Annotated in this window: 14 protein-coding genes; 13 read left to right on the forward strand and 1 reads right to left on the reverse strand. The window is 64.9% G+C overall.

Translation table 11 applies throughout. From position 1 onward, the window contains the following. Positions 1 to 16 precede the first annotated feature (16 nt). The 9 genes from ACUYMZ_RS17695 to ACUYMZ_RS17735 all read left to right on the forward strand — a co-directional run bounded on the left by ACUYMZ_RS17695 (position 17) and on the right by ACUYMZ_RS17735 (position 8,672). Entirely contained in the window at positions 17 to 1,186 is a 1,170-nt protein-coding gene (locus tag ACUYMZ_RS17695; RefSeq protein WP_481604924.1) for a glycerate kinase, read from the forward strand. Then, positions 1,179 to 2,528 carry an allantoinase AllB gene (gene allB / locus ACUYMZ_RS17700; protein ID WP_426004188.1) on the forward strand — a complete coding sequence of 450 codons (1,350 nt, stop codon included), beginning with the start codon at positions 1,179 to 1,181 and terminating at the stop codon, positions 2,526 to 2,528. The genes ACUYMZ_RS17695 and allB overlap by 8 nt, the downstream gene beginning before the upstream one ends. 11 nt (positions 2,529 to 2,539) lie before the next feature. Beyond that, entirely contained in the window at positions 2,540 to 3,313 is a 774-nt protein-coding gene (locus tag ACUYMZ_RS17705) for a winged helix-turn-helix domain-containing protein (protein WP_481604926.1), read from the forward strand. Between the two features lie 80 nt (positions 3,314 to 3,393). Next, the gene (gene bcp / locus ACUYMZ_RS17710) at positions 3,394 to 3,861 is read left to right on the forward strand and encodes a thioredoxin-dependent thiol peroxidase (protein ID WP_426004192.1); all 468 of its coding nucleotides are present in this window, start codon (positions 3,394 to 3,396) and stop codon (positions 3,859 to 3,861) included. A gap of 181 nt (positions 3,862 to 4,042) precedes the next feature. After that, positions 4,043 to 5,182, forward strand: a complete 1,140-nt coding sequence (locus tag ACUYMZ_RS17715; protein WP_481604929.1) for a PP2C family protein-serine/threonine phosphatase — start codon at positions 4,043 to 4,045, stop codon at positions 5,180 to 5,182. 18 nt (positions 5,183 to 5,200) lie between these two features. Beyond that, on the forward strand, positions 5,201 to 7,153 hold the full coding sequence (locus ACUYMZ_RS17720) for a glycosyltransferase family 2 protein (RefSeq protein WP_442423819.1): 1,953 nt from the start codon (positions 5,201 to 5,203) through the stop codon (positions 7,151 to 7,153). Then, positions 7,143 to 7,475, forward strand: a complete 333-nt coding sequence (locus ACUYMZ_RS17725; protein WP_442423820.1) for an STAS domain-containing protein — start codon at positions 7,143 to 7,145, stop codon at positions 7,473 to 7,475. The genes ACUYMZ_RS17720 and ACUYMZ_RS17725 overlap by 11 nt, the downstream gene beginning before the upstream one ends. Next, entirely contained in the window at positions 7,468 to 7,887 is a 420-nt protein-coding gene (locus ACUYMZ_RS17730) for an ATP-binding protein (protein WP_426004198.1), read from the forward strand. The genes ACUYMZ_RS17725 and ACUYMZ_RS17730 overlap by 8 nt, the downstream gene beginning before the upstream one ends. A 527-nt stretch (positions 7,888 to 8,414) precedes the next feature. Continuing rightward, entirely contained in the window at positions 8,415 to 8,672 is a 258-nt protein-coding gene (locus ACUYMZ_RS17735) for a hypothetical protein (RefSeq protein ID WP_481604931.1), read from the forward strand. Between the two features lie 274 nt (positions 8,673 to 8,946). On the opposite strand, the gene ACUYMZ_RS17740 is transcribed toward ACUYMZ_RS17735, so the two are convergent. Continuing rightward, complete coding sequence (locus tag ACUYMZ_RS17740; protein ID WP_481604933.1) at positions 8,947 to 9,975, reverse strand: pyridoxal-phosphate-dependent aminotransferase family protein; 1,029 nt, start codon at positions 9,973 to 9,975, stop codon at positions 8,947 to 8,949. Between the two features lie 200 nt (positions 9,976 to 10,175). Between ACUYMZ_RS17740 and ACUYMZ_RS17745 the strand changes: the two genes are divergently transcribed. From ACUYMZ_RS17745 to ACUYMZ_RS17760, 4 genes are all read left to right on the forward strand, one after another. After that, positions 10,176 to 11,006, forward strand: a complete 831-nt coding sequence (locus ACUYMZ_RS17745; protein WP_481604935.1) for a phosphatase PAP2 family protein — start codon at positions 10,176 to 10,178, stop codon at positions 11,004 to 11,006. A gap of 155 nt (positions 11,007 to 11,161) precedes the next feature. Then, a complete protein-coding gene (gene uraD, locus ACUYMZ_RS17750) occupies positions 11,162 to 11,671 on the forward strand; it encodes a 2-oxo-4-hydroxy-4-carboxy-5-ureidoimidazoline decarboxylase (protein ID WP_481604937.1) in 510 nt (169 codons plus the stop codon). Beyond that, positions 11,668 to 12,009: a hydroxyisourate hydrolase gene (uraH, locus tag ACUYMZ_RS17755; protein ID WP_426004207.1), complete on the forward strand. Its 342-nt coding sequence runs from the start codon at positions 11,668 to 11,670 to the stop codon at positions 12,007 to 12,009. Before uraD ends, uraH begins: the two co-directional genes overlap by 4 nt. Before the next feature lie 81 nt (positions 12,010 to 12,090). After that, positions 12,091 to 12,453 carry a hypothetical protein gene (locus ACUYMZ_RS17760; RefSeq protein WP_426004209.1) on the forward strand — a complete coding sequence of 121 codons (363 nt, stop codon included), beginning with the start codon at positions 12,091 to 12,093 and terminating at the stop codon, positions 12,451 to 12,453. Positions 12,454 to 12,602: the final 149 nt, after the last annotated feature.

A 12,602-nucleotide genomic window follows, 5' to 3' on the forward strand; every position in this document is an offset into this window, starting at 1 on the left:
GTAAGGAGGCACCGGAATGCGTGTGGTCATCGCCCCGGACAAATTCAAGGGCTCGCTGTCCGCGCCCGAGGTCGTCGAGCACCTGGCAACAGGCCTGCTGGCTGGCTTCGGCAGCAACGGACTTGTGGCAACACGCATTCCGGTGGCCGACGGCGGCGAAGGAACCATCGACGCCGCCATCGGTTCCGGCTTCACCCGCCGGACCGCCACGGTTACCGGCCCGCTCGGCGAACCGGTGAAAGCGGATTTCGCCATCCGCGGCACGGAAGCAGTGATCGAGATGGCAGCCGCTTCCGGTTTGGCCCTCCTCCCGGACGGCCCCACGAGCGAAACCGCCAAGACCGCCACCAGCATCGGCACGGGCGAACTCATCCGTGCCGCGCTGGACCTCGGTTGCCGGCGCGTCATCCTTGGCGTTGGAGGCAGCGCCAACACCGACGCCGGGGCAGGCGTCCTGCAGGGCCTTGGAGCCGTGTTCCTTGACAAGGACGGCAACGAGCTCCCCGGCGGCGGTGCCGCCCTCGCGAACCTGGACAGCATCGACTTCGCCAACTTCGACGTGCGGATCGAGGCCACGGAGTTCGTGCTGGCGTCCGACGTCGACAATCCCCTTTTGGGGACAAGCGGAGCCCCAGCCATCTTCGGTCCGCAAAAGGGTGCGACGCCGGACGACGTCACCGAACTGGACGCGGCAGCAAGCCACTTCGTGGACGTGCTGAGCCAAGCCACAGGCATCGAAGCCAAGCACGCAGCGAAGGCTCCCGGCGCAGGCGCGGCGGGCGGCGTTGGCTACATTGCCGTCGCGGCACTGAAGGCAGAGCGGCGGCCGGGTATCGACGTCGTACTTGAATTCACTGAACTGGAAACCAAACTGAAGGGCGCCGACCTGGTGATCACCGGGGAAGGCAGCCTGGACGAACAAAGCCTCCTGGGCAAGACGCCGATGGGTGTCAGCCGGGCGGCAGCAAAAGCCGGGGTACCCGTGATCGCCGTGTGCGGCCGGAGTACCCTGAGCCGGGAACAACTGAACGATGCCGGCTTCCACACGGTCCACGCTTTGACCGACTTGGAAGACGATGTCCAGAAATGTATCGCTGAAGCAGGTCCGTTGCTTGAACAATTAGGAAAGCACATAGGCGTGTACCTGGCGGAACGGACTGAAAACAAGGAGTACCTCAATGTCTGAAGCAATTGGCGCCTATGACCTCGTTATCCGGGGTCAGCGCATCCTGACCACGGCCGGCATCGCACCCCGCGAGGTTGGCATCCGCGACGGCGTGATCGTCGCCATCGAACCCCTGGGCAACGGCCTCACGGGCACCGAGGTCATCCACCTCGCCGACGACGAGACCCTCATCCCCGGCCTCGTGGACACCCACGTCCACGTCAACGAGCCGGGCCGCACCGAATGGGAAGGCTTCGCATCGGCCACCCGTGCAGCCGCAGCCGGCGGTGTTACCACCATCATCGACATGCCGCTCAACAGCATCCCGCCCACCACCAGCGTGGACGGCCTGGAGCAGAAGCGCGTGGTCGCCAAGGACCAGGCGTTCGTCGACGTCGGATTCTGGGGCGGTGCTATCCCGGGCAACAAGGCCGACCTCCGGCCGCTGCACGACGAAGGCGTGTTCGGCTTCAAGTGCTTCCTCCTCCACTCCGGCGTGGACGAGTTCCCGCACCTGGACGCGGACGAGATGGAAGAGGACATGAAGGAACTGAAGTCCTTCGACTCCCTCATGATCGTCCACGCCGAGGACTCCCACGCGATCGACCGCGCCCCGCACCCCGGCGGCGACCACTACGAGACCTTCCTCGCCTCCCGCCCCCGCGGTGCAGAGAACAAGGCAATCGCCGAGGTCATCGAACGCGCCCGCTGGACCGGCGCCCGCGCCCACATCCTGCACCTCTCCTCCTCCGACGCGCTGCCCATGATCGCTTCGGCAAAGCGCGACGGCGTCAACCTCACCGTTGAGACGTGCCCGCACTACCTGACCCTCATGGCAGAGGAAATCCCCGACGGCGCCACGGCTTACAAGTGCTGCCCGCCCATCCGCGAGGCCTCCAACCGCGAGCTCCTCTGGAAGGGCCTGCAGGACGGCACCATCGACTGCATCGTCTCCGACCACTCCCCCAGCACCCTTGACCTCAAGGACCTGGAAAACGGCGACTTCGCCGTAGCCTGGGGCGGCGTTTCCTCCCTCCAGTTGGGCCTGTCCCTGATCTGGACCGAGGCACGCCACCGCGGCATCTCCCTGGAACAGGTTGTTGCTTGGATGTCGGAGAAGCCCGCCGCGCTGGCCCGCCTGCACAACAAGGGCCAGCTCGCCCTTGGCTACGACGCCGACTTCAGCATCTTCGCCCACGACGACGCCTACGTGGTGGACGTGAAGAAGCTCAAGCACAAGAACCCGATCACCCCCTACGACGGACGTCCGCTCTCCGGCGTGGTCCGCAAGACCTACCTGCGGGGCTCGGAAATCGACTTCCAGAACCCCAGCGGCAAGCTGATCCGCCGCGGTAACGTTTAGGACCAACCGCCATGGCAGTCAATGCCTACGGTCCCCCGCCCGCACGGTTCCCCAGGCTCTCCTCCACAGGAGCGCAGGGGGCCGCGCGGCGCCCGGGCCGGACAACAACACAGGGACTCACGGCGCCGGGTCTTACTGCGAGGGGCCTGGCCCTTTGGGTCAACCCCGCCGAGGGCGATCCCGTGGACCCCGAAATTTGGGAACGTGCAGCACGGCTGGTGCTGGCACGGGCCATGAAACTTGCCCCGGAGGCGGAAGTCCGCATCTGGCCCGCCACCGGGGCACAGCACTCCGGCGTCGGCGACACTTCCTGGGGCGGCACTCCGCAGGAAACCGCCGACGCCGGTAACCACCTTTCCAGCGCGTCTTCCGTATCCCTTGCGGACGCCCTGTCAGAGGCGTCCCAACAGGCTGAAGCGGGCGGCAGCACCGCCGTCGAGCCCGTAACGTTGGCGGCCCGACGCAGCCAACTTGCGATCGACCTCGCCGCTGAAGTAGTCCTGCTGGACGGGGAGCCCGTTGCCTTTACCGGCATGGAATACAAGCTGTTGCGCTACCTCGTGGTGAACTGCTCACGGGCGATCGGACGTGAAGAATTGCAACGCTTCCTGGAGTCATTTGACCTCCCGGGCGCGGCGTTCCGGTCGATCGACGTTTATGTTGGAAGGGTGCGGCGGAAGCTTGGCTCCGCCCGTTACACCGTCTCCACCGTCCGTGGTGGTGGCTACCAGTTCGTGCCCGGCCCCTATGCCACAGTGCGCGGACCTGCGGAATACAGCATCTGATTGTGCTGTTCTATATCTCGAATCCGCTTTCTTAGTATGACCAAACGCCGGTGCAGACCGGTTGAACGTAAAGGATCGCCATGACCCAGAAACTCCTCGTCGGAACGCAAGCTCCGGACTTCGCGCTTCTCGACGCCGACGGCAACAAGGTCTCGCTGTCCGATTACCGCGGACGCAACGTCATTGTGTACTTCTACCCCAAGGCGGCCACGCCCGGCTGCACCACCGAGGCCTGCGACTTCCGCGACAACCTGGCCAGCCTCCAGGGCAAGGGCTACGACGTCATCGGGATCTCGCCCGACGCCCAGGAAGCCCTCCAGGGATTCACCGGCGACTTCCAGCTCACCTTCCCGCTGCTCTCCGACGAAGACCACTCCGTGGCGCTGGCCTACGGCGCCTGGGGCGAGAAGCTCGTCAAGGGTGAAATCGTGGAGGGCATCGTCCGCTCCACTGTGGTGGTGGACGGCGACGGCAAGGTCAAGCTCGCCCAGTACCAGGTGAGCGCCCAGGGCCACGTGCAGGCTCTCCGCGAAGAACTCGGCGTCTAGGGACGCTCTCTCACCTAACACCCCCTTTCCGAGGATGCTCTCTCACGTAGTACCCCTTTTTGGAGATCCCTCACTCACATAAATGCACAATTTTTGTAACGCCCGCTCACTTCCATGAGCGGGCGTTACACGTGTCTTTACTAAACGTGACAAATCGTCAGGGACATTAGTTAATGGAGCCATGGTCTCAACACCGGTCAAACGCCAGGCTGTCGTCGTGGAAGACGACGCCGATATCCGCGGCCTCCTGGTCCTTGTTCTTGAGCAGCTCGACTTCGAGGTGACGGAGGCACCGGACGGCCTGTCCGGCGTCGAGGCCGTCCGCACCACCAACGCCGAGCTGGTGACGCTGGACATCAACCTCCCGGACATCGACGGCATGGAAGTCTGTCGCCGTCTGCGGGAGTTCTCCGATGCCTACGTCCTCATGCTCACGGCCCGCGCCGACGAGATCGACAGGCTCAACGGCCTGGATACCGGCGCGGACGACTACATCAACAAGCCCTTCAGTCCCAAGGAGCTCCAGGCCCGCATTCGTGCCCTGTTCCGCCGGGCACGCACGCCCGCCCAGCCCACGGAAGACCCGCGCCAAAGCGACGAACTCGCGCGCGCCGCCGTCGTGCAGAAGAGTCTCCTGCCGCAGGAAACCGTGAGGCTGGACGACTACGACGTCGCCGGAGCTTTCCGCCCGTCACGCAGCGTGGGCGGGGACTTTTACGACTGGTACCAGACGCCCGCCGGCATGCACCTGACGTTCGCCGACGCCATGGGCAAAGGCATGGGCGCTGCGCTCATCGCCGCCACGGTACGGGCCGTGATGCGGTCCGTCGCGGACACTCCGGCCCTGGACGCCGCCTTCGCCTCCGCGAGCGCCACCATCGCCTCGGACCTGGACCAGTCCGGCTCGTTTGTGACCATGTTCCATGCACGCTTGGACAGCGGTTCCGGTGTGCTGAGCTACATCGACGCCGGCCACGGCCTGGCCGTGCACATCCCGGCTGAGGGTCCGGCCAGGAGGCTCGTTTCGTCAGGTCCGCCGGTTGGCATCCTGGACGGGCAATTGTGGCCCGCAGCGGAGCTGCAGCTGGAGGCCGGGGATTCCCTGGTGATTGTCAGCGACGGTGTCCTGGACGCCCACGAGTCACTCGAGGAATTCATGCGGAACGTGGAGAAAGCAGCGCGCAACGAGCCGACCTCGGACAAGGTCTGCGCCGCGTTGCTGGACCTGGCGCCCGCCGCCGCAGCGGAAGATGACGTGACCGCCGTCGTGGTCCGCCGTCAACAAAGCGCTGCCCACCAGACAGGGACAATCCGGCACTAGCCGCAAAAAGGGGGATTTGTGACTCGATTCTGGACCCGGTTGCTGGTTGTCCTGACAGTCATTCTTGGCGTCAACTACGTGACGTGGCGCTGGCTGGCGTCGCTGAACTGGGAGGCGTGGTGGATCGCCATTCCGCTGGTGATCGCCGAGACCTACAGCCTCATTGACGTGATGCTGTTCGGGCTGACGGTGTGGAACCTCAAGATCCGCAAGCCGCCGCCCCCGCCCGCCCCGGATGCGACCGTAGACGTCTTCATCACCACGTACAACGAGCCGTTGGACCTGGTGTTGACCACGGCCCTGGCGGCCAAGGACATCCGCTGGCCGCACAGCACCTGGATTCTCGACGACGGCAACCGACCCGAGATGCGCGAACTCGCCGAATCGCACGGGATTGGCTATGTGACGCGCTCCGCCGACTGGACGCCGGACATGCCGCGCCACGCCAAGGCGGGCAACCTGAACAACGCCCTGATGCTCACCTCCGGCGAGTACCTGTTGATCCTCGACGCCGACCAGATCCCCGAGCCGGACATCCTGGACAAGACGCTGGGCTACTTCACCGACGACCGCGTTGCCTTGGTCCAGACCCCGCAGTACTTCATCAACGTCCCCGCCGACGACCCCCTGGGCAGCCAGGCACCCTTGTTCTACGGGCCGATTCAGCAGGGCAAGGACGGCTGGAATGCGGCGTTCTTCTGCGGCTCCAACGCCATCCTCCGCCGCGAAGCCCTGATGCAGCTGGGCCTGGTGGGATACGTAAAGGCCACGGAGGAGAGCATCCGCCGCGCACTGGCGGCTTCCAAGCAGGCCATCAGGAAGGCCCGCAGGTCACCTGAGGCCGACAATCCGCTCGTGGCCGAAATGCTCAACCAGGTGGAAGCCGCCACCAACTCGGCGCAGCAGGAACTCGAAGCCCGCGTCTCCCTCAGCGAAATCACGTACCGGGTACGGCGCAAAGTGGACGAGGCCGTGCGCACCCTGGTTGCCGCTGACTTCTCCGCCCTCGAAGCCGATCTCGAGGAAATCGCCGCCATGGAACTCGCCCACGTCGGCGAGTCGGGCGTGACCACGGTGGCGAGTGACGCCGTCGACCGTATGTCCGGCCGCGACTGGTCGCCGCTGGGCGCGCTCGAGTCCGTCCACGCGGTGCTGGCTGCCATCTCGGTGGAACGCACGGACGAAGCCCAGCCCATCATGCCGCTGGCCACCATCTCCGTCACCGAGGACATGGCCACGGCCATGCGCATCCACGGCCTGGGCTGGAAGAGCGTGTACCACCACGAGATCCTGGCCAACGGCCTGGCGCCCGAGGACCTGAAGACCATGCTCACGCAGCGCCTCCGGTGGGCGCAGGGCACCATCCAGGTCCTGCTCCGCGAGAACCCCCTGGTCCAGCGAAACCTGTCCTGGGGCCAGCGGCTCATGTACTTCTCCACCATGTGGAGCTACCTGAGCGGGTTCGCGGCCGTGGTCTACTTCGCCGCGCCCATCATTTACCTGACGCTGGGCATCCTGCCCGTGAGCAGCCTGAGCTGGGACTTCTTTGTCCGCTTCATCCCGTTCATGGTGGTGAACCAGCTGCTGTTCGTGGTGGCCGGTCACGGTATTCCCACCTGGCGCGGTCAGCAGTACAGCCTTGCGCTGTTCCCCACCTGGATCAAAGCATGCACGACGGCGGCCCGTAACGTTTGGTTCGGACGTCCCCTGGGGTTCGCCGTCACCCCCAAGGCGCGCCAGAACGGCGGACCCAGCTGGAGCCTCATCCGTCCCCAGATCATCGTGGCCGTGTTGCTGGCCGTGGCGTTGGTGGTGGGCATCGCCCGGCTCATGACGGGTCTCTCCGAGCCGTTGGGCACGCTGGTGAACGTCGCCTGGGTTGCCTTTGACCTGGTGGTCCTGAGCGTCCTGGTGAAGGCAGTTTTGTACAAGGGATTTGTCCCCGAAGAGAGGAATGCCGATGCAGTTTAGTTACGAGGTCAAGGAGTCCTACGCGGAGGTGAAGGGCGTGGGCCGTTTGAACATGGTGGCCGCTCCCAAGCTGCGCGAGGTAGTGAACGAGGTTGTCGCGGGCGGCGCCAACCGCGTGGTGGTCAACCTGGCCGAGACCGACTTCATGGATTCCTCCGGACTGGGTGCCCTCATCGGATGCCTCAAAGCTGCACGGCAGGCCGGCGGAGATCTCCGTATCGCGGGCGTGCAGCCGCAGGTGAAGATGGTGCTGGAACTGACGAATATGGACCGGGTCCTCACCGCGTATCCGTCGGCGGAGGAGGCGTTCGGCAATGACTGACGTCATTGCCCGCCGCAGCTACCACGGGCTGTCCAACGACGACGCCATCGAGGCCATCCATAATGAGATCGACGCGCTGTGGGATGACGCCTCGTTCGTGCCCGACATGGACCGGATGACGTTCGCCACCGCCGTGATCGAGGCAGCTTCCAACATCGTGCAGCACGCGCAGCCCGTGGCGGAGAAGCCCGTGGAAATCGCCGTGGACATCAGCGTGTGGCCGACGCGTCTGGTGGCGAGGGTCAGCGCGTTCAATGCCCGCGAACCGTTTGCCAACGACATGCAGGCCTCGATGCCGGATTCCGATGCCGAGTCGGGGCGCGGTTTGGCCCTCATCGAGGCTCTGGTGACCACGGTGACGTTCGAGCGCCAGGACGGCACCAACACCTGGACCCTGACCCGCGAGACGTAAAAGGGTGAGAGAGCGTTTATCTCAATCGTGCAATAGGTGAGAGAGCGTCCGGAGGTTGCGACGCTCTCTCACCTAAACGCCCCTTCCACCGATCCCTCTCTCACCTAAACGCCCCTTCCACCGATCCCTCTCTCACCCTGGGAAGATGGGCTCATCTCCCCATGGCCGGACGCGAGGCGAACGTGAAAGCATGCGTTGATGGCCGCCGTCGTGCCTTAACAAAACCTGGGGGAACAATGCGCCGCACTGCACCGAGACCATTAATCCTGGCCGCGCTGGTGACGTGCGCCTCAATCTTGGCCGGGTGCACTGCAATCCCGCACCACCACACCAGCGGGCCGAGCAGCGCCCCGCCCATCACGGCGAGCCCCGAGCCGGTGGCACAGAGCCTGGCCAAATATGATTCCCTGCGTTCGGATCTCGTTGCTGCGCTGGAAAAGAAGCTGCCTGGGATCACGTGGAGTGTGGAAAAACAGGCCACCTTGAGCCGGACGGATGACGGCAGGTGCATCCCCCGGCCAGCCAGCATGAAAAGCAGTGCTGACATTGTGAAGCCCTCCAACGCGTTCGAGGACGTTTTCGCAGTGGCCGACCCCATCCTGGCGCAGAATGGATTCCCGTCGTTCGGCGGGACCGATCCCACTCCCGGCGGTTGGGTCGTCACGAGTAGTACAAACGCATCGGGGGCAACGGTCACCATCCAGTCCAAGAACCCCGCCTACCTGCGCCTGACTGTTCCTGTCGCCTCGCCAAGCTGCGACCCGAACGAACTTCCCACGGGCTGACCGGGAAGATGTACCCATCGCCGCTCCACCGCGGCCGGGGTACGTTGACCGTGGCTGAGCAGAATTATCTTCGAGCAAACACAGACGGGGGCGGCATGCCAGTCGGTCGAGTTGCCGGGCGCTGGCTCGTTGCGCTTCGCTTCGATCCAGCCGGCCACCGGAGATACGACCGCCACCGCGGTTTTGGCGTACGACGCCGGTCAGGTCACCCCGTGAGGTGAGCGCCCGTTGGGAACCTTCTCTCACCGGCCCTTTCCAGGGAACCCTCTCGCGCTCACGCCTTCGCGATCGCCTCTTTCAGCGCGCCCAACACCAACGTCACCGACGCACTGTTGGCATTCGGCCCCATCATTCCGATCCGCCACACCGTGTCCGCGAATTCGCCCACCCCAGCGCCGATCTCCATGCTGAAGTGCTCCAAAAGGTAGGCGCGGACGGCGGACGAGTTGACGCCGTCGGGCACTTTGACCGTGGTGAGGCTTGGCAGGCGGGAGCCCTCGGCGGCAAACAGTTCGAGCCCCATGTCCTGCAACCCGTCCTGCAAAGCGGCGCCCGCGGCGCGGTGCCGGGCCTGCACAACGTCCAGGCCTTCAGCGAGGATCCGGTCCAACGCTGCCTCGAGGCCTGCGACCATCGTTACCGGCGCAGTGTGGTGGTACGTCCGGGTCCCGCTCGCCGCGCCCACGTAACCGCCGAGCAGTCCGATATCGAGGTACCAGGAACGCGGATCCTTGACGCGGCGTTCGAAGGCGCGGTCGGACACCGTGAAGGGCGACAGTCCCGGCGGGACGCCGAGGCACTTCTGCGTTCCGGCGTATCCGACGTCGATACCCCAGTCGTCTGCCAACAGCTCCAGTCCGCCGATGGACGTGACAGCGTCCGTGATGAGCAGGGCATCGCCCTTGCCCGCACCGAGGGCGGCGATATCGGAGAGGACGCCCACGGACGTCTCTGCGTGGACGGCGGCGATGACTTTCGGGTTGGGATGCGCAGAGAGCACGCGGTCCGCATCCACGGGCTGACCCCATTCGTGATCCACTCGCACCACAGTGGCTCCGCAGCGCCGGGCCACCTCACACATCCGTGCCCCGAACAGTCCGTTGACGGCGATGACTGCCACGTCGCCGTCGGACACGGTGTTCACAAACGCCGCTTCCATCCCACCGGAACCTGTGGCACTTAACGGGAGCGTCCGCGCGTTGGATGTCCCCCAGACGGCCCGGAGGCCTTCGCACACATGGTCGAGCCGTTCGATGAACACAGGATCGAGGTGCCCGAGCACTGGATAGGCCAAGGCCGCCATGGCTTCGGGTTAGCAGTTGCCCGGGCCGGGACCGAACAGGAACCTGGACGTCAGAATGTCTGGCATGTGCGAACTCCTTCAGCTGGTTGAGGTCATTCTGCCGCACACATCGTTGTAGGCGCGCTCTGAGCCGAAGGTCCAAGCCAAACTGCTAAGGTTACTCACCATTACCAAAGCCGTTGCTAACGAGGAGACCGAGAGTGGCGACCGAAGAAAAACAGCTGCCTGAGAAGGGTGTCCACGGCGAGGTAAGCCAGGACCGGTTTGTAGCCGGACAGGACCTGACCCGGTGGAAAACTCCGCTGGGACGGTTCATGGCTGCGGTCGCGGAACGTGTCACGGCGTTGCTCGGCCCATACGCGGCCCTGGTTTTTACGCTGCTCCTGGGCTTGGCTGTCGCTGCCTCATTGGCGCTGGTGTTCGGCGAGGTCTATGAGTCCGTGACGGACGCCGACGGCGTGGCCGGGCTGGATGATCCCGTGTTGTCTGCGGCCAAAAGCGTCCGGTCCCCTGAGCTTGATGTCGCAGTGACCGCGTATACGAACATCGGCGGCACGGTAGGGATGCCGCTGCTCGCCACCGCCATTATGGTGGCATTGGCGCTGCGTCGCCGTTCGTGGACGCCGGTGATCCTGATGCTGGCTGCAGGGCTGGGGTCGCTGATCATCACCATCCTGGGCAAACCGCTCTTCGGCAGGGCACGCCCGGATCTCTCCGATGCCATTCCTCCGTACGAGCACTCGGCGTCCTTCCCCAGCGGACACTCCTTGAACTCGATCGTCATCGCGGGAATCGTTGCCTACTTGGTGATCCTGCGCCTCAAAACGGCCAGGGCCAGGGTTCTGACCATAGCCGTGGCAGTGATTTTCGCCCTTACCATGGGACTCAGCCGCGTTTACCTGGGGCACCATTGGTTGACGGATGTGCTCGCTGCCTGGGCCATCGGTGTCGCCTGGCTCGCCCTGGTGATTACGTCGCACCGGCTGTACCTCACGGTACGGACGCGGCGTCGTACAGCTGTCGCCTCTTGACACTGATGCTTCAGCTCGGCTTAACTACTTGCGTATGCTGAAATAACAGTTCCATGATGCGGAATGGAGAAGTGAAGATGCTTCCTCCGGCCAACCCCGGAGTTCCGCATAGCCCACACCATGGATGCCAGCATTTTGCACAAGGACCGACAAGCATGGAGCTTGAAGAATTCAACCGCCTGAACCGGGAGCAGGCCATCACGGCCGTCACCCCCGCCCTGGACATCACCCGCTGGGTGGAAGCAGTAGTGGACGCACGCCCTTTCACCAGCCTCGATGACCTGCTGGAACAAGGCCGCAAAGCCGCCGAGCCCTTCACGGCAACCGAAGTGGAAGCAGCGCTGGCCCACCACCCCCGCATCGGCGAACGCCCCAAGGCCCAGACCACCGAGGCGGCCATGTCCCGCTCCGAACAGTCGGGCGTGGACCCCGCAGACCAGGCCGTGGCCGAAGCGCTCGCCCAGGGCAACCGCGACTACGAGGAAAAGTTTGGCAGGGTCTTCCTGATCCGCGCCGCAGGACGCAGCGCCCAGGAAATCCTTGCCTCGCTCAAGGAGCGCCTGGCCCACACCCCCGAAGAAGAAGACACGATCGTAGCCGGCCAGTTGCGGGAGATCGCGTTGCTGCGCCTCTCGGGCCTGGTCACCGAAGGAGCCAACGCATGAGCGTTTCGCAGGTAACAACCCATATCCTCGACACCGGTTCCGGACGCCCGGCGGCGGGTGTCGCCGTCGTACTTTACGTCCGCGAAGGCGAGAACTGGACGCTGGTCGGCAAGGGCGAAACGGATGCCGACGGCCGCATCAAGAACCTGGGCCCCGAGCAAATTCCGGGCGGCGCCTACCGGCTCAACTTCGCTATCGGCGATTACTACGCTGCCCTCGGCACGGACACGTTCTTCCCGGAAGTGGACCTTAATTTCACGGTTGCGGACACAGGCGAGCACTACCACGTGCCGCTCCTGCTCAGCCCGTTTGCATTCTCCACGTACCGCGGCAGCTGACCAGGTCTGCCGCCATGACGCCCTTCGGCCCGCGCCGGAGGGCGTTCTTGTCCCCAAATCCGGAACGGTAGGCTGGAAGGCATGGCTCCCGAGGAAACCCCGACTCCCGCACCCGGCAATCAAACCGGCAACGAACCGCCCGCCCGGCGCAACATCACCGTCCGCAGGGCGCCCAAGTTCGTCCCGTTCATGATCCTCGGCGCGATTGTGGGCGCCATCGTGGCTGCCATCATCGCCTACGGCCGCCCGGCCGACCCCGCGTTCGACGCCAGCACCGTGTTCGGCTTCTTCCTGGTGGCCTGCGCCGCGGGTGGCGTCATCCTTTTTTCCATCCTGGCGCTGGTCCTGGACCGGATCAGCGTCAAGCGCGCAGAACGTGCCGTGGTTGAGCCCGTTCCGGACTCGGTTCCGGATGAGGGACCGGAGCACGACGGCGACCGCTGAGTCCGGCGGGCCGGTCGGCTCTGCTGCCGCACGGCTTTGCTGCCGCACGGCCTGGTATGGCCCGGTCCGGGCGCGGCCCGGCCCGGTATGGGCAGTGTGAGACGCACCGCATTTTGGGCGTTTCCTCCGCGATAAGTGCCTGTTCACGG

This window comes from Arthrobacter sp. T572 (genome assembly GCF_056780115.1).